This window comes from Ralstonia sp. RRA, from assembly GCF_037023145.1.
Lineage (GTDB): Bacteria > Pseudomonadota > Gammaproteobacteria > Burkholderiales > Burkholderiaceae > Ralstonia.
This window is the reverse complement of sequence record NZ_CP146092.1, coordinates 990,083-1,007,943: the sequence shown is the minus strand read 5'-3', so window position 1 is coordinate 1,007,943 and position 17,861 is coordinate 990,083. Positions and strand designations below refer to the sequence as shown.

Below are 17,861 nucleotides of genomic sequence, written 5' to 3'. Positions count from 1 at the left end.
GCTTTAGCCCTTGTTCGGCCAGAGCGTACGGCCGAAGAACGTCAGTGCACGATCCCACGCGTGCTGCGCCCACACCGGGTCGTACTGCGTGATGGCGATGCGGTTCTCGCCGACGGCCGTTTCGTTGGCGAAGGCGTGATGCGCAAGATAGCGATGGAAGTCGACATCGACGCCGGCGTCCACCAGCTTCTTCTCCAGTGCGTCCACCGTTTCGATCTTGAAGGCGGTGTCTTGCGTGCCCCAGTGGCCCTGCACCGGCACCTTGATCTTCGAGGCATCGATGTATTCCAGCGGCGGGAAGCCGTACCACACCACGCCTGCGGCGGCCTCCGGCACATTACATAGCGCCAGCAGCGTGAGCGCGCCGCCCATGCAGTAGCCCGTCACGCCCACGCGGTCGCAGGTCTGCTTGAGGTATTGCACGGCGCCGCGCACGTCTTGCGTGGCCGCATCGCCAAAGTTCAGGTTGCTCATCAGGTGGTGGGCTTCTTCCTCTTCCACCGTCATCGTGCCGCGATACAGATCGGGCACCAGCGCCACGTAGCCGGCGCGCGCCAGACGGTCGGCCACGCCACGAATCTGGTCGTTCAGGCCCCACCACTCCTGGATGACGACCACCCCGGGGGCGCCCTCCGTTTTGGCCGGCTTGGCCAGATAGCCCTGGAGTTCCTGCCCATCCGGGCGCTTGAACGAGATCATGGATCCTTGCGGTGCAGTCATGCGTGGCTCCTTTGCCTGAAACGAAAGCGCACAGCATAGCCGCGGGCGGTGAAATTTGCAGCCGCCCCCGCAACAGGCCAAGTGTTCGAAAGCACACGCGTCAAACATTTAACCCGGGTATTATTGACCAACCATTATTACCCGGGTAATAATTAGAAGACGACGCCCGCCTATCAACGCAGGCGGCACCACACATGCATCGCACAAGGACCCACCATGACTGACCGACGGGAGCTGAAACGCCAGTACCTGGAGACCCGAAGCCGCGCAGGCGCAGGCTGGGGTGTTTATGCCATCCGCAACCTCATCACCGGCCGGGCGCTGGTCAAGGGCAGCACGAACGCGCAAGGCACGCTCAACCGCCACCAGTTCGAGCTGAAGCACGGCACCCATGCCAACGCGCTGCTGCGCAAGGACTGGGCGGACCACGGTGAATCAAGCTTCGTGTTTGAGGTGCTCGATCTGGTCAAGCACCGCGAGACGCCGGATTTTGATGCGGCGCACGAACTGGAAACGCTGGTGACGCTCTGGCGCCAGGAGATCCCATGCCAAGGCGCGTCCGCCTATGAGAACGCGGAGCACACGGCATGAGCACCGCCGGATTCACGTTCTGCATGGCGGTGCAGCGCGCGCAGGCCAGCCTGCGGCGCAAACTCGACGACAAGCTCGGCACGCACTACGGCGTCGACTTCGCTGATTTCGTGCTGCTGGATTGGCTGGCCTCACATGCGGACAGCCACGCCAGCCTTGCGGAATGTGCGCAGCCGCTCGGGCTGCCACGCCCTGCCGTGCTCCAGCGCGTGCTGGCGCTGGAGAAGATCGGCCTGGTCGAGCGCCGAAGCACGCACGCGGGCCGCCAGATCGCCATTCGCCCCGCAGGCAAGACACTCGCGCACAACGCACGCGAGACCATCGACTGGCTCTGCGGCCAGGCGCTGACGGCAATCGAGCCAGCATCCATCGCATCGGCAGAAGCGTCGCTGCACACCTTTGCCCAAGCCCGCGTGCTGACGGCGCGCTGATACCCCTCCTTCTGGGAGCAGGCAGGCGGCGCAAAATCTCTATCATGGCGGCACGCTCATTCCTGACATGACAAACGCCATGATCAAAACCCTTGCCCTGATCGTCTATCTGCTGGTGCTGCTGATCCACGTCTACATCGTCGTGCTGGAGATGGTGCTGTGGAAGACACGCGGCCCCAAGGTGTTCCGCATCACGCCAGAGAAGGCGGCAGAAACCGCGGCGATGGCGTCCAACCAGGGCTTGTACAACGGCTTCCTGGTGGCGGCGCTGGTGATTGGGCTGGTGGCGCCGGACCCGGTGGTCAACGCATCGTTCGCGCTGTTCGGGTTGATCTGCGTGGCGGTGGCCGGCATCTGGGGCGCCATCACGGTCAGCAAGCGGATTCTCTACGTGCAGACAGTGCCGGCGGTGGCAGCCCTGGTGCTAGGGTGGTTTGCCTGAGCGGAGCAAACCCGGCGGTGCTTGTCGGCACCGCCATTGCGCACTAGCTTGAAAGGATCCACGGAATTCCAATCATGTCGCGCGCAACCTGCCAATGGTGCTTCCTGACGTTGCTACTGGCGGGCGTATGCGGCCATCCCGTCTCCGCTCAAGTGAAAGCGAGAACCGCCATGACGCTCACCCTGACCTCACCCGCTTTTGCCACCGGTGGCGAAATCCCCAGCCATCTCACATGCGAAGGCTCGGATACATCGCCACCACTGGCCTGGACCGGCGCACCGGAGGGCACACGCAGCCTGGTGCTGATCGTCGACGATCCGGACGCGCCGGACCCCGCCGCACCGAAGATGACCTGGGTGCACTGGCTGCTCTACAACATCCCGCCCAGCGCAACGGCCATCGCCGAAGACGCAGCACGCAAGGGACTGCCACCCGGCACGCGCGCCGGCACCAACGACTGGCAACGCACCGCGTACGGCGGCCCTTGCCCACCCGTCGGGCGCCATCGCTACTATCACAAGCTCTATGCGCTGAACGTGGAACTGCCGGAGATGGGCGCACCCGACAAGGCGGCGCTGGAACGTGCCATGCGCGGTCACGTCATTGCCGAGGCGGAGCTCGTCGGTACCTATCAGAAGCACAAGCCCTGAAGATCAGGGCTTGGCAACCGCGCCCTTGTGGAACAGCGCATACGGCACGCCGCGCTCCGGGTGTGCCGTCGTCTCGTTGATGAAGCGCTCGACATCCGGCACGTCGCGCAGCGCGGTCATGAACGGCTCGAACGCATAGCCCGGCGCCACGCATCCCTGCACGAGCATCCAGCGCTGCCACACCGTCACCCACAGCGTCGTACTTTGCTTCCAGCCGGGCACGTGAATCGCCATCCACTGCAGGCGCCGCTGCGCCGTCTCGGCAATCTCGTCGTCGTAGGCAAAGGCATTGGGTAGGCGGCAACGGCCCTCGACCCAGCAGTGGTTGCCGTGCTCGATACGGTGATGGGAATCGCGCTTCCATTCAGCCTCGCTGATGCGCGGGCCGGCAGGTTCAGGGCAATTGGCTACACCCGACGAGATCTGGAAGAACGGATCGTGGCCGCGATTCTGCAGGTCGTCTTCTGCGTGCGCGGCAAAGGCGAATAACACCAATCCTAGTGCAATGCAGCGGATGTCGATCGTCATGGCGACCTCCCGGGCGTTCCCGGCGCAATCGGTTGCTGCCAAGCATAGGTGCTACGTGGCGCGGCGGCCAAGGCTCAACTGAACGGAATCTCGAAGATCCACTTCAACGTCCAGCGATCCGTTGCGCGCGTCAGGCCGCGCCCGATGCCGAAGTTGAAGACGAAGGGCTTGCGGTCGACGTCAAACGCCAGGAACACCGTGTGCTGCTGCTCATGCAGCGGCGCGATGTGGTTGATGGGTCCAAGACCCGCGTAGTACTCCATGCCTGCCCGCACACCCGTCGTGACCGTGCGGGCAATTTTGAAGCTCGGCGCGGCCTCCGGTACGCCACTGCGGCCCGGACCGGACAGGTTCCAGTCCAGCACCGGGTTGACTGCCCACAGCCAGCGTTCGCCCTGGTACCCGTAGATGGGCCGCAGCTCCAGTGCGTTCTGCGATTGCTCGAAGCGCCCGGCAACGTGGGCCACCTCCACGTTGACGCCGGCAAACTGACCCACGTCGTCCTCGGGGCGGATCGGCATCCATTTCAGGCGCACCTTGGGGCCTGTTACGTAATACGTGTTCTCGCGTGTGAGCGTGGTCGGCACGTACAACCCAAGCTCCAGCGACGGTGTGAGCCCGTAGGAGAACTCCGCCGTGGCACGCCACCCGTGCGGTGTCGTGACCTCGCCCGGATAGCTGGGCTCTCCGATGCCGCTGGGCGTGGTGTTCAGGTGCAGTTCCAGGCCGAATTGCCCTGGGGCATTGATGTCGCCGGTGTAGACCTGAATCTCGTCAGGCAAGACCGCGCGCGCGGGCAGCGCAGCGCCGCCGAGCACAGCCGCCATCCAAACAGCGCGTGTGACACGTCCAACCAGCATGATGACCCCAGGGAATTTCCGAGATCATAGTGGCGCAACGCGCGCTGCGCGAAATAACCGGAAGGCGCAGACAGAAATCCGCATAAGAGGCATTCGCATTTGCGGGCTGCTGCGCCCTCTGGTCACATCATCGGGTCATCTCGATTTCACATGCGCGGCCAGCATCGCGGTGAATGCATCCGTCAACTCGGTCTTGCCAAAGCGCTGCTCGGACACGCCCTTCTCCACATCGATCTGCCCCGCGTTGACGGCGTCGTACAACTCGGTGAGCAGCTGCGTATGGTTTTCGCTCAAGCCGGCCCGTTGCAGCATCGGTGCCCAGGCTTCGCGCGGTACGGCGTCGGCAACGACCTCGCGACCGACGACAGTGCTGAAGGCGCGCGCAACCTCGATCAGGCTCACGCGGCGTGGCCCCTCCACGCTGACGATACGCGGCGCTTTGGTAGATGGCACCTCAAGCAGCAACTCGGCAGCCAGCGCGCCTACGTCCTGCGTTGAGACGGTCGCAAACGCCCGGTCTAACGGACTGTGCAGACTCGGCAGCCGCCCCGTCGCCAGCATCACGGGCAGCATCGCCGCCCAGTTCTGCGCGTGCTCCGCCGAGCGCAGCAGCGTCAGGTGCGTAGGTAGCGGCTTGAGCCGTTCTTCCAGCAAGTGGAACAAGCGCGTCAGGCCGGTACCCCGGTCCAGTTCTGCACCGTAGTCCGACAGCGCCAGCACGGCCGGTGGCGGGTTGGCACGCAGCGCATCGGCGGCAACGTCGATCATGCGCTGCATGGTCGATGCAGGGTCCGCGTCGCCGACCGGCACCGGGCACAGGATCTGCACCGCCGTGGCGCCCTTGATGGCGGGGGCAACCGTGGCGGGGTCGGTCAGATCGGCGCAGACGATTTCGCAGCCAATCTTGGCCAGCACCTCGCCCTGCTTGGCCTGGCGCACCACCGCGCGCACAGGGCGACCGGTGTTGCGCAACGCAATGGCCGTGGCACGCCCGACCTTGCCCGATGCCCCAAAGATGACGTACATGCTCGCGCTCCTTTCAGATGAGAGACGCGAGCTTAGGCCGCCCCCGCAATGCGAACTTGCAGGAACGGAGGAATCTGGCAGGAATGGAGGATCGGGTTGTGCCGGCTATGCGGCGAGCGTGTCGGCAACAGTCGCGGCAGCCCGGCCTGCCCGGATGATTTCACGCGGCGTCACGCCCAGCAGTCGCTGCATCCACTGCGTCAGGTGGCTCTGGTGTGCAAAGCCGACCTCCAGCGCCACCTGTGAAGCGCTGCGCCGGCCCTCCAGCAGCAGCACCTTCGCGCGCTCCACCCGGCGCTGCACGACGTACCGATGCACCGGCACACCCAGTGTTGCGCGAAACAGCACCTTGAAATGCGGCGTGCTCAGGCCGGTCTGTGCCGCCAGTTCAGCCAGCGTCAGCCGCTGATGCAGATGGGCTTCGATGTAGTCGATCACGCGTGCGGCCATACGGGGGGCCAAGGTGCGTGCGCTGTCGGCCGCAGCGGCGGCAACCTCACGGCTGCTGTTCAGCAAGCGCACCACCAGCGCCGTGCACAGGCTTTCTGCATACAGCGCGTCGGAGGTGTCTTCCGCTTCCAGCTCTGCGCCGAGCGCTGCCGCCAAGTAATGCACGCGCGCATCGCGCCATTGCAGATGCGGCGCGATCTGTGCCGCCGGCGCCCCAACCTGCTCGCCGATGCTCCGTACGAACACGTCGCTGATGGCGATCCGGAGGATGCGGCAGTCGGCATCGTCCGTCCACATGCCGGGCAACCCGGCGGGGATCACGTCCGCATCACCATGCGCCTGGATGCGGGAATAGCGGCGGCCGTCGCACACGCAGTTCGCCCGGACAGGCGCACCGATATGCACATTGATGCGGTGAGCCTCCATGGCCGGCACGCGGTACGTTCCTGGGCGGATGCCGAGCAGCGTGGCGGCAAAGCCTTGCCAGCCGAAGCCATCACTGGATCGCAGGCTGATTGGAGCGGGTTCTGGCAAGGAGGCAGGCATGGCGGTGTTCATGGCGTGGGTAGGCAGTCCCGTGATCACCCCGACATTCTGCCGCCAACCCCGTGCGTACGTCAGGCGCGCGCCGGATACTGCGCCACGACCTGTGCGCGAATCGACGGCTTGATGTTTGCCTGCGACATGTCCCCTTGGTAGTGCGCAATCACGCGCGGGTTCATCACGCGAAACCACAGCGGCGGCACATAGGCCAGCAGCACCATCGCGGCATAGCCGGCGGGCAATTGCGGTGAATGCTCGAAGTGACGCAGCGCCTGGAACGAACGCGTCGGGTTGGCGTGATGGTCGGCATGGCGCTGCAGTTGATACAGGAACAGGTTCGTCACCACGTGATTGCTGTTCCACGAATGCTGCGGCGTGCAACGCTCGTAGCGGCCGCTGGGCAGTTGCTTGCGGCACAGGCCGTAGTGCTCCAGATAGTTCACCACCTCCAGCAATGAAGCCCCATACACCGCCTGGATCAGCAGGAAAGGCACAGCCTTGAGGCCGACAAAGGCGATGCACACAGCCCACAGTACCACCGTCATCGCCCAGGCATTGAGCACGTCATTGCGCCACGACCACACCGAATGCCCGTTGTGCTCAAGGCGCTGCTTCTCCAGCGCCCAGGCGGATTTGACGCTGCCCACCACGGTGCGCGGCAGAAACTCCCAGAACGACTCACCAAAGCGTGCGCTCGCCGGGTCGGCTGGTGTGGCCACCCGCACGTGGTGGCCGCGGTTGTGCTCGACGAAGAAGTGCCCGTACGCCACCGGTGCCAGCGTGATCTTGGCAAGCCAGCGCTCAAAGCCGTTGGTCTTGTGGCCGAGTTCGTGCGCGGTGTTGATCGAGATGCCTGTCACCACGCCCAGTGAAAACGCGAACGCAATGTAGTCGTACCAAGTGAGCTCGTAGGTGTGCAGCACCCACATCGCCACGGCAAAGCTCACGTAGAGCACGGTGGTCGCCAGATAGACGATGCGGCGGTAGTAGCGTTGCTTTTCCAGCTCGGGGACGACTTCTTCGGGCGGGTTGTCCCGGTCGTCGCCAATCAGGTAATCGAGCAGCGGAATGATCGTGAACACGATGACCGGCCCAGCCCACCACAACGGATGCCACCCAGTCGACAGCGCCAGGGCGGCGGCAATCATCGGTAGCGTGATCGTCAGCGCGCCGAGCATCCAGAGATACCGCTTGCTGTCGGTCCATTCAACGGACGCGACGGTGCCGGGTGTGGCCATTGTCTTCCTCCTGGTTGCCCCGCTTGATTCGGTTGGCTTGTGTACGCACGTGGGTGCGCCGTCGGGTCCTGCCCAACGCCTGTTTTATAGGAGCGACAGAAGGAGCTTGCCAATGTCTCAGTTTAGGCTGGCACTTCCAAACAAGAACGCCCGTGGCATGGCGCGAACGGGCGGGAAAAACGCAGGTGATTGAAACCGGCGTTTTATAAACGATCGTTCGATTTTGGTGCGATGCACACGCACGCGCTACCTGACAAGCGCCGCAGATAGCACATCAGGCAGCACGTTCGTCTTACGCTGCGCCGGTCGGCGTGTCGATGATGACGGCGCGGAAGTCGTTGACGTTGGTCAGCGTCGGGCCGGTGATGACCGAGTCGCCCAGCGCCTGGAAGAAGCCGTGCCCGTCGTTGTTGTCGAGGCTCTTGCGCGGCTGGATGCCGGCGGCCCATGCACGGGTGAGCGTGTCGGGCGCGATGATGGCACCGGCAATCTCTTCGGCACCGTCCACGCCGTCGGTGTCACCGGCAATGGCGTGCACGCCGGGCAGCCCGTCCAGCGCCACTGCCAGCGAGAGCAGGAACTCCACGTTGCGCCCACCGCGGCCGCTGCCCGTGACAGTGACGGTCGTCTCGCCACCCGACAGCAACACGCACGGCGTCTTGAACGGCTGGCCGCGCTGCACCACCTGACGCGCGATGCCTGCCATCGCCAGGCCCAGGTCGCGCGCCTCGCCTTCCAGGCTGTCACCCAGGATGTACGGCGTGTAGCCCGCCGCCTCCGCCACCTTTGCCGCCGCCTCCAGTGCGATCTGCGGTGCCGTGATGATGCGCGTGGTGATGTTCTGCAGGCGTGCGTCGCCCGGCTTGATGCTTTCTGCCTCATCTTTGGCAAAGAATGCGCGCACGTTGTCGGGCACAGCAATCCGGTAGCGCTCGATGATCGCCAGGGCGTCTGCACGCGTGGTCGGATCGGCCACCGTGGGGCCGGAAGCAATATCGACGGGGTTGTCGCCCGGCACGTCGGAAATCAGCAGCGTCACCACGTGCGCCGGGTGGCAGGCCGCCGCCAGCCGCCCGCCCTTCACCTGCGACAGGTGGCGCCGCACGCAATTCATCTCGGCAATGTTGGCGCCGCTCTTGAGCAGCGCCGCATTCACGGCCTGCTTGTCGGCCAGGCTGATGCCCTCGCCCGGCGCCACGAGCAGTGCCGAACCACCACCGGAAATCAGCGCGATGACGAGATCGTCTTCGGTCAGCCCCGACACCAGCTGGCGCACACGCGCGGTGGATTCCAGGCCAGCCGCGTCCGGCACCGGGTGTGCCGCCTCAACGATCTCGATGCGTTCGCACGGCACGGCATAGCCGTAGCGCGTGATAACCAACCCTTCGAGCGGCCCCGGCCAATGCGCTTCAAGTGCCTGCGCCATCGCGGCCGATGCCTTGCCCGCACCGATGACGATGGTCCGTCCCTTGGGCGCCGGCGGCAGATGCTGCGCCAGGCAGAGCGACGGCTGGGCGCTGGCCACAGCGGCATCGAACATGGCGCGCAGCAAGGCGGGGTGGTTGGTGGGGGACGTGGGTTGCATGAGAAGCCTCGAGCGGAATGAACAGGTTGGAGGCAGTCTACGGAGCGACGCACAAGTCGCCTATTGGAGAATCTTCAAGACCGACTGAACGCGCAGGAAACCCCTGATGGGACAAGGCTTTGCGGCCAACTTCCGGGGTTCCTTTCCGGGCAAACCCTAGGAGGGGACGGTCGATTCAGGCGACGTCCGCCTCGGGCTGCCAGATCATCGGCAAGGTCGCCAGCAGGGCCTGAACCATGGGATTGTCCGCACTGGCACGACGATGCAGCAGGCACAGCGGGCATGGCAGCCGGGCGCCCTCCCAGATGACGGCTTGGCCGCTCTGCACCATGCCGGCGGCCAGGCGTTCGCGCATGATCCCCAGGGCCACACCGGACTGCACCAGCTCGATCATCGACGCCTCCTGATCGGCCTCGACCACGGTGTTGTGCGACAGGCCGCGTTCGGCAAACATCTGCGCGACCATGCCGTGCTGCGAGCTGCCGGCGGGCGTCGCCAGCCACGGCATGGCAGCAAGCTCCTGCAGGCTGGCCCCACGCAGCTTGGCCTCCCACGCGGCGGGCGCCACCACCACGTAGTGCTCCACCGCAAGTGGGTGCACGGTGATCTCCGGATCGTGCAAGGTGCCCAGGTAGAAACCGGCGTCGACCTGGCCATCACGCAGCATCTGCAGCACACTGCCAGAAATGCCGTGTGCCAGCGTCACGTCGATGTGCGGATAGAACTGCAGCAGCGCCGCCAGCAGCGGCCCCAGACGGATCGACTCCGGATCAATGATCGTGCCCAGACGCAGCACACCGGATACATTGCCCCGCAGCGACGACGCCAGTGCGGTCATCTCCTGCGTGGCATCCACCACGCGCCCGGCAATCGGCAACAGGCGCCGGCCCGCGGCGGTGACCGTCATGCCGGTGGGCGTGCGATCAAACAGCAGCACGCCCAGCTCGTCCTCCAGCCCCTTGATCTGCTTGGAGATGGCGGATTGCGTCAGATGCAGTTGCTCTGCAGCGCGCGCGAGCTGGCCGGTGCGCGCAACCGCGAGTACGGCTTTGAGTTGATAGAGTTCCATGGGGCAGCGCCAAATGGCCGATCGCGGATCAGTGGGACGCCGTCACGAACGCCTTCACTGCATCCAGCACCGTGGCCTCCTGCTCCCGGTGCGGGACGTGACCGCAGCGCTGCAGCAACGCCAGCCGAGCCGGTGCGCCGGCCAAGGTCACGATGCGCTCGGGCTGCGCGGTCGAGCCATACTCGTCTTCCGTGCCGTGCATGGCGAGCACCGGGCAGCGGACACCCAGCAGGTCTTCATCCAGGCACCAGTCGGCAAACGCGGGCGACAACCACGTGCTGACCCAGGCATCCAAGACCCAAGGCGCCTTGTCACCGTGATACCGCTCCAGGCGTGACATCTGACCGGGCTCGGCAAACTGGGCCTGTGCCGTGCGGATGCCGGCGCGCGTCTGCGCTTCAACAAAGGCTTGCGCAGACTCGGTGATCAGCCCAGCGCAACGGTCCGGATACGCGGCTGCAATCGACACCGCCATGCCGCCGCCCACGCTGTGGCCAAAGACAATGAAACGCTCTACGCCAAGCTGGTCAATCAGGGCGGAAAAACCGGTATGCGCTTCCTGCCGGATGAAATCCGCGCCGATCGGGCCCCGGTGCGGATCCGACTGGCCGAAACCTAGCCGGTCATAGGCAATCACTGCGCGCCCGGTCGCCTGCACCAGGCGCTGCGGAAACTCGCGCCACAGCGCAACGCAGCCGAGCGAATCATGCAGCAGCACGATGGGCGGCAGCGCCGCATCATCCGCCGTGCCGCCCCAACGCTTGGCATAGAGACGGCCATTGACGGTGGTGACCCACGTCTCGGCTGCGTCCAGGGAAAGCGACTCCGTCATATCCGAGCGCCGGGTTCAGAACACGCGGTCGAGCCAGCCGTGCGGGTCCGGTGCGCGGCCGTTCTGCAGTTCGACCAGCGCAGCCTTCAGCTTGGTGGTCAGCGCGCCCGCCCCGCCGTCGCCGATGGTGAAGTTGTGCTTGTGGCCCTTCACCTTGCCGATGGGCGTGACCACGGCGGCGGTACCGCACGCAAAGGCTTCACGCAGACGGCCGCTCTGGGCGTCGGCCTGCCATTGGTCGATGGAGTACGGCTCTTCGCGCACGGTCAAGCCCATGTCGCGCGCCAGGGTGATCAGCGAATCGCGCGTGATGCCCGGCAGAATCGTGCCGGTCAACGGGGGCGTCTGCAGCGAGCCGTCATCGAAGACAAAGAACACGTTCATGCCGCCGAGCTCTTCAATCCAGCGGCGCTCCACCGCATCGAGGAAGACCACTTGGTCGCAGCCTTCGCGCGTGGCTTCGGCCTGTGCGAGCAGGCTGGCGGCGTAGTTGCCACCGCACTTGGCATCGCCCGTACCGCCGGGTGCGGCGCGCGTATAGGTATCGGACACCCAGATCGTGACCGCCGCCGACGCGCCGCCCTTGAAGTACGCGCCCACCGGGCAGGCGATCACGCAATACAGATATTCAGCCGCGGGCTTGACGCCCAGTGCAACCTCGGTGGCAATCATGAACGGCCGCAGATACAGCGCGGAACCCTCGCCCGTCGGAATCCATTCGCGGTCCAGCTTCACGAGTTCGCGCACGGATTGCAGGAACAGATCTTCCGGCAGCGCGGGCATTGCCAGGCGCTTGGCGGAGTTCTGGAAGCGGCGCGCATTGGCATCGGGGCGGAACAGTGCACCGCCGCCATCCGGCAGCCGATATGCCTTCATGCCCTCAAAAATTTCCTGCGCGTAGTGCAATACCTGCGTCGCCGGATCCGTCGGGATCACACCGCGCGCACCAACCTTCGCGTCGTGCCAGCCTTTGCCTTCGGTGTAGCGGATGGTGGCCATGTGGTCGGTGAACACGCGACCGAAAGCGGGGCTCTCCAGCAGGCGAGCACGCTCGGCGGCGGGCACGGGGTTCGGGTTCTGTTCGATCGAAAGGGTCGACTCGACAACGTTGTTCATACCGTCTCCATGGGGTGCGAGGGGGCGCAAAAACGCCCAAACCGCTATTTTGCGCCATTGGCGATGCAATTTGGTTGCGTATTCACGCGCGCGCCGTTGCCCAAGCCGAACCAATCCCCCCGCGACGTTCCAAATGAAATACCCCGACGCAAGCGGCAATGCCGCCCACATCGGGGTATCTCGTTCACGGGCGAGGTCAGCAAGCCTTTATTTTCAAAGACTTACTGGCCGGCCAGGCAAGTTTGCGTCAGAACCTGTGACGCAGCGCAAGGCGCACGGTGGCCTGCGAAGACGTCGAGGACGGTGCCGCCGTGGTCGGCACGAATGCGCCGTCCAGTGCCGCTGCGCCGGTCTTGCCGCCGGCAACGTGCTGATACGACGTCTGCAAATACACGTCCGTGCGCTTGGAGAAGGCGTAGTCCGCCATCAACCCCACGGTGTGGATGCGCGGCTCGGCCCGACCGGTCGACGCATCGTACTTCAGCAGCGACAGCACATATTGGCCGCCCAGGAAGAACGCTGGCGTGATCTGGTACTTACCGCTGACTTCAAAGTTGTGGTACTTGATCGCGTCGACGGTTACACCCGGCGCGGCAATCGCGCTCACATAGCTATTGCCGGTCGGGTTACGGTAGTTCGAGTTGGAGTACACAAAACCAACCGTTGCCGGGCCCGTCGTGTAGTTGATGCCTGCACCGAAGACGCGCATCTGCGATGCAATATAGGTCGCGTCGTTCGTTGCCAGGGCACCCCCGGCGGTACTGCCGACCTTGCTGCCAAACATGTAGCCCGCACCCAGCTTGAGCCCGCCGTTGGTGTACTTCGCCCCGAAGCTATAGACGCGGTTATCGGAGAACGATGTGCTCTCGCCAAACGCGTACGCACCGCCAAACTGGAAGCCGCCAAAATCGGGGCTCGCATATTTGATTGCGTTGTCCAAGCGGAACGAGTTGTCGGTATTGTCGTTATCGAACGGATGCGCGAATTGCCAGCCCGCCCAGTTGCCGTTTGCGGTCGTTGGCGCGAGAAAATCCACCACGGAGTCGTACTGGCGACCCAGCGTCAGCGTGCCTGCCTGGGCGTCGCGCAGGCCCACATAGGCTTGCCGGCCAAACATGCGTCCACCCTGACCAAATCGGCCAGTGTCTGCGCTAAAGCCGTTCTCCAATTGGAAGATGGCTTTCGTACCATCACCCAGATCCTCGCTACCGCGCAAGCCCCAGCGGCTGCCTTGCACATGACCGCTTGCCATCTCCACAAGGCTGTGGCCGCCAACGTTGTTGGTGTAGTTGATGCCTTGGTCAATCACGCCATACAGCGTGACGCTGCTTTGCGCAGCTGCCGCTCCGGCCCATGCGGTCAATACCGCGAGCGCGACAACGTGTCTCTTCATTCCTGCTAGCTCCCTAAGTCAGTCGTTTTTCTTGTCGTATCAAACTGCGTGGCGAATGCACACCCGCGCATCCGCCCGCCATCGCGACGGGCGACACGTTGACATGCACCACACCCCGCACCAATGAGATTGATCTGAATTGCGCAGCTCACTTGGCGCACGCCCGAACCGCTGGCTACACCACCGCCGGTTCGCGTGCTTCGACATGACGTACGGCTGCCGCGTCGCGGGCTGCCGCGCCCTGGAGAATCAGGTCCGCGCCCTTCTCCGCAACCATCATCGTTGGCGCGTTGATGTTGCCGGACGTGATGTTCGGAAAGATCGACGCATCGACCACCCGCAGACCATCAAGACCATGCACGCGCAACGACGCGTCGACGACCGACGTGGCCGCATCCGGGCCCATCGCGCATGAACCGCACAGGTGGTAGATCGAACCGGATTGCTCGCGGAAGTACTGCAGCAGATCCGCATCGGATTGCATCTGCGGCCCCGGTGAGATCTCTTCCACCGTCATCGCCTTCAGGGCCGGTGCGCACATCAGCGATCGAATCACCTTGCTGCCCTGCACAGCCTCGTCGAGGTCCTTCTGCGTCGTGAGCGCGTTGATGCGGATCTTTGCCGCATCCTCTGCACGGTTTGAGGCGATCTCAATCGCGCCTCGGCTCGTCGGTCGGCACGGATTGAACGCAATCAGAAACCCCGAGTACGGTTCCGGTTCAATGCTTGCGTGCTCGCTCTTCGGAATCCGGTATGACAGCGGGTTGAAGTAGAGTTGGATGTTCGGCGCTTGCACATCCGGCGCACCACGGAAGAAGCCGCCCGCCTGGTTCACGCTCATCGCCAGCGGGCCACGCTTGGTCGACAAATAGCGCAGCCCGATCTTCATCTTGCCAAGCAGCGTGCCCATCTCGTCGTTCAACGTGGGGCGATTCGCCTTGAAGTAGAAGCTCACGCACAGGTGGTCCTGCAGGTTGCGCCCAACGGCCGGTAACGCCTGCACGACCGGCACCTGATGACGCCTGAGCAAGGTTGGATCCCCCACGCCGGACAACTGCAGCAGCTTGGGGGTGTCGACCGCGCCCGCAGCGAGAATCACCTCGCGCGACGCGTCGATGACTTCATCGCCGTTGGGGCCTGCCACGACCACGCCAACTGCGCGCTTGCCTTCAAACTGCACACGTCGCACCAGGGTGCCGGAGCGCACGGTCAGGTTCGAGCGGCTTTCCGCCGGGCGCAGGTACGCGAAGCTGCTCGAGCAACGCTCGCCGTTCTTCGTGTTCAGGTCGTAGATGCCAGCGCCCTCGAACTGCGCACCGTTGAAGTCGTGCGTACGCGGCAGTTTCAGCTGCTCGCAGCCCTTCAAGAATTCGTGGACGATCGGGTGCACATCCGCCTTCATCGACGTGATGTGAATCGGCCCGGCCGCGCCGTGATGCTCTGGATCGGTCGCGGCGGCCGCGTGCGATTCAAGCTTGCGAAAATACGGCAGCACATCGTCGAATGACCAGCCCGGGTTACCCGCTGCTGCCCAGTCGTCAAAATCGCTGCGCTGACCACGCACGTACACCATCGCGTTGATCGAACCGGAGCCACCCACCACCTTGCCGCGCGGGCAGTAGAGCTTGCGCCCGCTCAGTTCCGCCTCCGGCTCGCTGTAGTACATCCAGTTGTACTGGCGGTTGTAGTAGGTCTTGGTGAAGCCGACCGGCACCTTGAACCAGAACGAGGCATCGCGCTCGCCGGCCTCGATCAGCAGTACCGAGTACTTGCCGGATTCACTCAGCCGGTTCGCAAGAATGCAACCGGCCGAACCCGCACCGACGATGATGTAGTCGTAAGTCATGCTGCCCTCGTCGCGCAATCAGCCCTTGGCGGGCGCCAGGTCCTTCACGTCGACGGGCTTTTCGCCCATCTGCAGATGCAGGCGCTGGCCGGTGTATGGCGAATGCGCGCGCACCACATCCATGTTCAGCTCGACGCCCAGGCCCGGTTCGTTGGACGGGATGATGTAGCCGTCTTCCCAGCGGATCGGCGTCTTGACGACTTCTGCGTGGAAACCACCCCACGTCATGATGCTTTCCTGGATCAGGAAGTTCGGCGTGCAGGCGGCAAGCTGGATGCTCGCAGCGGCGCCCACTGGGCCGTTGTATAGGTGCGGCGCAATCTGTGCGTAGTGCACTTCAGCCAGCGTGGCAATCTTCTTGGCTTCGAGCAGGCCGCCGACGCGCGCAACGTTCAGTTGAAGAATCGACGCGCCGCCCGCTTGCAGCAGCTTGTGGAATTCGTACTTCGTGGTCAGGCGTTCGCCCGTGGCGATGGGGATCGAGGTGTGCTGCGCGATCGTCGCCATGGCCTCCTCCTGCCCCGGCGGCACCGGTTCTTCAAACCACAGCGGGTCATACTTCTCCAACCGCTTTGCCAGGCGGATGGCAGACGACGGCACCATCTGCCCGTGCGTGCCGAACAGCAGGTCGGCCTTGCTGCCAACCGCCTCGCGCACGCGGTGGCAGAACAGCTCGCAGCGGTCGAGCACTTCCATCGAAAGTTGATGGCCGGAGTAAGCGGTGTATGGACCGGCCGGGTCGAACTTCACGGCGGTGAAGCCAAGCTTGACGTTTTCCAGTGCGCATTCCGCAGCCAGATCCGGATCGTCGTAGTCGTACTCGCCCTGCGCGTTCTTCGGGTACAGATAGGTGTACGAACGCAGACGCTCATTCACCTTGCCGCCCAGCAGTTCATACACCGGCTTGCCCGCAGCCTTGCCGATGATGTCCCAGCAGGCCATCTCCAGGCCGCTGACCACGCCCATCATCGTGAGGTCGGGGCGCTGCGTGAAACCGCTCGAGTAGCACTGGCGGAACAGGCGCTCGGTGTGATGCGGGTCCTGGTTCAGCAGGTAGCGCTCGAACACATCTTCGATGATCGGCACCATGGCTTTAGGGTGGAACGTTGCGGAGTAGATTTCGCCCACGCCCTCGATGCCGTCGTCAGTCTTGATCTTGACAAACAGCCAGTACATGCCGCCCACGTGCGGCGGCGGAACAGCAACGACGTGTGTTTCAAGTGAGACGACTTTCATGGCGTTTCCTTCTTGCAGTTCAAGCGTTGTTTGAGGATGGCTGCTGCGCCCGCACCCAGCAGGGCAACGACGGCGATGTAGCCGAAGAACAATTGATAGCCACGCGCGCCAGCAAAGGTCTGCGTGATGTAGCCATTGATGAGCGGGAGGAACACGTCGGGCGCATAGCCCAGTACCGAGATCAGGCCAATGGCAAGGCCAGCACAATGCGGCGGCACCTTGCAGTCATCCAGCAGCGACCAGTACAACCCACGCACCGCGTAGGTCAGGATGCCAATGAACAGCACCAACACCACCAGCATGGCTGCGGGGCTATGGGTCGGTGCAAAGATCAGCCCGACCAGCGATACCGCCGCAAGCACCAGCGCCCAGAACAACACTGAAGCCTTGGATGTACGATCGCCCAGCCAACCACCGCCAATGCCGCCAATCGGGCGCATCCACAGCTTGAGCGTTGCGATGGCGCCCGCTGCGGTAGCGCTCAGCCCAAAGCCGCCCTCGTGCAGATAGGCCGAGAAGCTGTAGGTTGCCCAGAACACCTGATAGCCGCAGAACACGATGGCGACGACCAGCCACAACTCGGGAATGGCGGCGAGCGTTTTCAGATCGGCCGGCACGCTCCCGCGCTTGGCGCTGGCAGCCTTGGCACCGCGCTGCGCGACAGGCTGACCATCCTTCACCAGCGCAAGCAGCACACCCAGCGCAATACAGAAGAACGCATACAGGTGGACGACGCGCTTGAAGCCCTCGATATCCGAGTCGCCACGCGTTTGCGTGACATAGGCGAACAGTGCAATCGCAATGGTGGCAAGCGATGCTTCAATCAGTCCACGCCCACCATCGAGCAGACCAAAGAAGCGGCCTTGTTGGTCGGGCCCGGCAATCATGTTCACGCGCTTGATGACAGCAGCCCAGAACGTCAGCCCCGTGCTCAAGCCCCATGCGCCAAAGATCACCACCAGCACCTCGAACGACGGCCCGGTTGCGTACAGCAGGCCGAGCACGCCCGTTGCCAGCAGCGAAAAGCAGATCAACCAGCGTGGGGGCAAGCGGTCTGCTAGCCAGCCGCTTGGCAGATAGCTCAATAGAAAAATCGTTCCGAGCGACGAATACAGGTAGCCCAGTTGCACATCGTCGATGTGGAAGAACGTCAGCATCGTCGACTGGTAAACCTGCCGCAGATACAGCATCGGGTAGATCGCGCCGGCGGCGATCACCAGCAACATCAGCTGCACATAACGCTGCACGTGCGCGTTTCCCGACGCCGGCACATCGGCCGCCACGGGCATGGCGCTGGCTTGGTGC

At 64.1% G+C, this 17,861-nt stretch carries 18 protein-coding genes; 4 read left to right on the top strand and 14 right to left on the bottom strand.

Going from position 1 to position 17,861, the window contains the following annotated elements; genetic code table 11:
* Window positions 1-3: 3 nt before the first annotated feature.
* Entirely contained in the window at window positions 4-720 is a 717-nt protein-coding gene (locus tag V6657_RS22680) for a dienelactone hydrolase family protein (RefSeq protein WP_021192756.1), read from the bottom strand.
* 216 nt (window positions 721-936) lie between these two features.
* On the opposite strand from V6657_RS22680, the gene V6657_RS22675 reads away from it, so the two are divergent.
* The 4 genes from V6657_RS22675 (at window position 937) to V6657_RS22660 (ending at window position 2,834) form a co-directional block, all read left to right on the top strand.
* Complete coding sequence (locus tag V6657_RS22675; RefSeq protein ID WP_048935758.1) at window positions 937-1,311, top strand: GIY-YIG nuclease family protein; 375 nt, start codon at window positions 937-939, stop codon at window positions 1,309-1,311.
* A complete protein-coding gene (locus tag V6657_RS22670) occupies window positions 1,308-1,742 on the top strand; it encodes a helix-turn-helix domain-containing protein (protein ID WP_048935757.1) in 435 nt (144 codons plus the stop codon). The genes V6657_RS22675 and V6657_RS22670 overlap by 4 nt, the downstream gene beginning before the upstream one ends.
* A 79-nt stretch (window positions 1,743-1,821) precedes the next feature.
* Window positions 1,822-2,184 (top strand): DUF1304 domain-containing protein, encoded by a 363-nt coding sequence (locus V6657_RS22665; RefSeq protein ID WP_064809001.1) that lies wholly within the window; start codon window positions 1,822-1,824, stop codon window positions 2,182-2,184.
* 170 nt (window positions 2,185-2,354) lie between these two features.
* Window positions 2,355-2,834 carry a YbhB/YbcL family Raf kinase inhibitor-like protein gene (locus tag V6657_RS22660; protein WP_137884547.1) on the top strand — a complete coding sequence of 160 codons (480 nt, stop codon included), beginning with the start codon at window positions 2,355-2,357 and terminating at the stop codon, window positions 2,832-2,834.
* Window positions 2,835-2,837: 3 nt separating this feature from the next.
* Here V6657_RS22660 and V6657_RS22655 read toward each other — a convergent pair whose 3' ends face one another.
* The 13 genes from V6657_RS22655 to V6657_RS22595 form a co-directional block, all read right to left on the bottom strand.
* Window positions 2,838-3,362 (bottom strand): BON domain-containing protein, encoded by a 525-nt coding sequence (locus V6657_RS22655; RefSeq protein ID WP_137884546.1) that lies wholly within the window; start codon window positions 3,360-3,362, stop codon window positions 2,838-2,840.
* A 74-nt stretch (window positions 3,363-3,436) separates the two neighbouring features.
* The gene (locus tag V6657_RS22650) at window positions 3,437-4,222 is read right to left on the bottom strand and encodes a hypothetical protein (protein WP_137884545.1); all 786 of its coding nucleotides are present in this window, start codon (window positions 4,220-4,222) and stop codon (window positions 3,437-3,439) included.
* 135 nt (window positions 4,223-4,357) lie between these two features.
* Complete coding sequence (locus tag V6657_RS22645) at window positions 4,358-5,248, bottom strand: NmrA family NAD(P)-binding protein (protein WP_137884544.1); 891 nt, start codon at window positions 5,246-5,248, stop codon at window positions 4,358-4,360.
* Window positions 5,249-5,353: 105 nt separating this feature from the next.
* Entirely contained in the window at window positions 5,354-6,256 is a 903-nt protein-coding gene (locus V6657_RS22640) for an AraC family transcriptional regulator (protein ID WP_137884543.1), read from the bottom strand.
* A gap of 59 nt (window positions 6,257-6,315) precedes the next feature.
* Window positions 6,316-7,479, bottom strand: a complete 1,164-nt coding sequence (locus V6657_RS22635) for an alkane 1-monooxygenase (protein WP_137884542.1) — start codon at window positions 7,477-7,479, stop codon at window positions 6,316-6,318.
* A gap of 292 nt (window positions 7,480-7,771) precedes the next feature.
* Window positions 7,772-9,064: a glycerate kinase gene (locus tag V6657_RS22630; RefSeq protein WP_137884541.1), complete on the bottom strand. Its 1,293-nt coding sequence runs from the start codon at window positions 9,062-9,064 to the stop codon at window positions 7,772-7,774.
* A 175-nt stretch (window positions 9,065-9,239) separates the two neighbouring features.
* Complete coding sequence (locus tag V6657_RS22625; protein WP_137884540.1) at window positions 9,240-10,133, bottom strand: LysR family transcriptional regulator; 894 nt, start codon at window positions 10,131-10,133, stop codon at window positions 9,240-9,242.
* Between the two features lie 28 nt (window positions 10,134-10,161).
* Window positions 10,162-10,965, bottom strand: a complete 804-nt coding sequence (locus V6657_RS22620) for an alpha/beta hydrolase (RefSeq protein WP_137884539.1) — start codon at window positions 10,963-10,965, stop codon at window positions 10,162-10,164.
* Window positions 10,966-10,980: 15 nt separating this feature from the next.
* The gene (locus V6657_RS22615) at window positions 10,981-12,081 is read right to left on the bottom strand and encodes a branched-chain amino acid aminotransferase (RefSeq protein ID WP_137884538.1); all 1,101 of its coding nucleotides are present in this window, start codon (window positions 12,079-12,081) and stop codon (window positions 10,981-10,983) included.
* Window positions 12,082-12,328: 247 nt separating this feature from the next.
* Entirely contained in the window at window positions 12,329-13,474 is a 1,146-nt protein-coding gene (locus tag V6657_RS22610; protein ID WP_137884537.1) for a porin, read from the bottom strand.
* 175 nt (window positions 13,475-13,649) lie between these two features.
* Complete coding sequence (locus V6657_RS22605; RefSeq protein ID WP_137884536.1) at window positions 13,650-15,320, bottom strand: FAD-dependent oxidoreductase; 1,671 nt, start codon at window positions 15,318-15,320, stop codon at window positions 13,650-13,652.
* A gap of 18 nt (window positions 15,321-15,338) precedes the next feature.
* Window positions 15,339-16,556, bottom strand: coding sequence for a mandelate racemase/muconate lactonizing enzyme family protein (locus V6657_RS22600; protein WP_137884535.1), 1,218 nt, complete (start codon window positions 16,554-16,556; stop codon window positions 15,339-15,341).
* On the bottom strand, window positions 16,553-17,845 hold the full coding sequence (locus V6657_RS22595) for an MFS transporter (RefSeq protein ID WP_248694646.1): 1,293 nt from the start codon (window positions 17,843-17,845) through the stop codon (window positions 16,553-16,555). The genes V6657_RS22600 and V6657_RS22595 overlap by 4 nt, the downstream gene beginning before the upstream one ends.
* Window positions 17,846-17,861 lie beyond the last annotated feature (16 nt).

What these genes read in the sequence shown, in the direction of transcription:
- V6657_RS22680 (WP_021192756.1), bottom strand. Translation starts at nt 720, where the DNA reads ATGACTGCACCGCAAGGATCCATGATCTCGTTCAAGCGCCCGGATGGG.
- V6657_RS22675 (WP_048935758.1), top strand. Translation starts at nt 937, where the DNA reads ATGACTGACCGACGGGAGCTGAAACGCCAGTACCTGGAGACCCGAAGC.
- V6657_RS22670 (WP_048935757.1), top strand. Translation starts at nt 1,308, where the DNA reads ATGAGCACCGCCGGATTCACGTTCTGCATGGCGGTGCAGCGCGCGCAG.
- V6657_RS22665 (WP_064809001.1), top strand. Translation starts at nt 1,822, where the DNA reads ATGATCAAAACCCTTGCCCTGATCGTCTATCTGCTGGTGCTGCTGATC.
- V6657_RS22660 (WP_137884547.1), top strand. Translation starts at nt 2,355, where the DNA reads ATGACGCTCACCCTGACCTCACCCGCTTTTGCCACCGGTGGCGAAATC.
- V6657_RS22655 (WP_137884546.1), bottom strand. Translation starts at nt 3,362, where the DNA reads ATGACGATCGACATCCGCTGCATTGCACTAGGATTGGTGTTATTCGCC.
- V6657_RS22650 (WP_137884545.1), bottom strand. Translation starts at nt 4,222, where the DNA reads ATGCTGGTTGGACGTGTCACACGCGCTGTTTGGATGGCGGCTGTGCTC.
- V6657_RS22645 (WP_137884544.1), bottom strand. Translation starts at nt 5,248, where the DNA reads ATGTACGTCATCTTTGGGGCATCGGGCAAGGTCGGGCGTGCCACGGCC.
- V6657_RS22640 (WP_137884543.1), bottom strand. Translation starts at nt 6,256, where the DNA reads ATGAACACCGCCATGCCTGCCTCCTTGCCAGAACCCGCTCCAATCAGC.
- V6657_RS22635 (WP_137884542.1), bottom strand. Translation starts at nt 7,479, where the DNA reads ATGGCCACACCCGGCACCGTCGCGTCCGTTGAATGGACCGACAGCAAG.
- V6657_RS22630 (WP_137884541.1), bottom strand. Translation starts at nt 9,064, where the DNA reads ATGCAACCCACGTCCCCCACCAACCACCCCGCCTTGCTGCGCGCCATG.
- V6657_RS22625 (WP_137884540.1), bottom strand. Translation starts at nt 10,133, where the DNA reads ATGGAACTCTATCAACTCAAAGCCGTACTCGCGGTTGCGCGCACCGGC.
- V6657_RS22620 (WP_137884539.1), bottom strand. Translation starts at nt 10,965, where the DNA reads ATGACGGAGTCGCTTTCCCTGGACGCAGCCGAGACGTGGGTCACCACC.
- V6657_RS22615 (WP_137884538.1), bottom strand. Translation starts at nt 12,081, where the DNA reads ATGAACAACGTTGTCGAGTCGACCCTTTCGATCGAACAGAACCCGAAC.
- V6657_RS22610 (WP_137884537.1), bottom strand. Translation starts at nt 13,474, where the DNA reads ATGAAGAGACACGTTGTCGCGCTCGCGGTATTGACCGCATGGGCCGGA.
- V6657_RS22605 (WP_137884536.1), bottom strand. Translation starts at nt 15,320, where the DNA reads ATGACTTACGACTACATCATCGTCGGTGCGGGTTCGGCCGGTTGCATT.
- V6657_RS22600 (WP_137884535.1), bottom strand. Translation starts at nt 16,556, where the DNA reads ATGAAAGTCGTCTCACTTGAAACACACGTCGTTGCTGTTCCGCCGCCG.
- V6657_RS22595 (WP_248694646.1), bottom strand. Translation starts at nt 17,845, where the DNA reads ATGCCCGTGGCGGCCGATGTGCCGGCGTCGGGAAACGCGCACGTGCAG.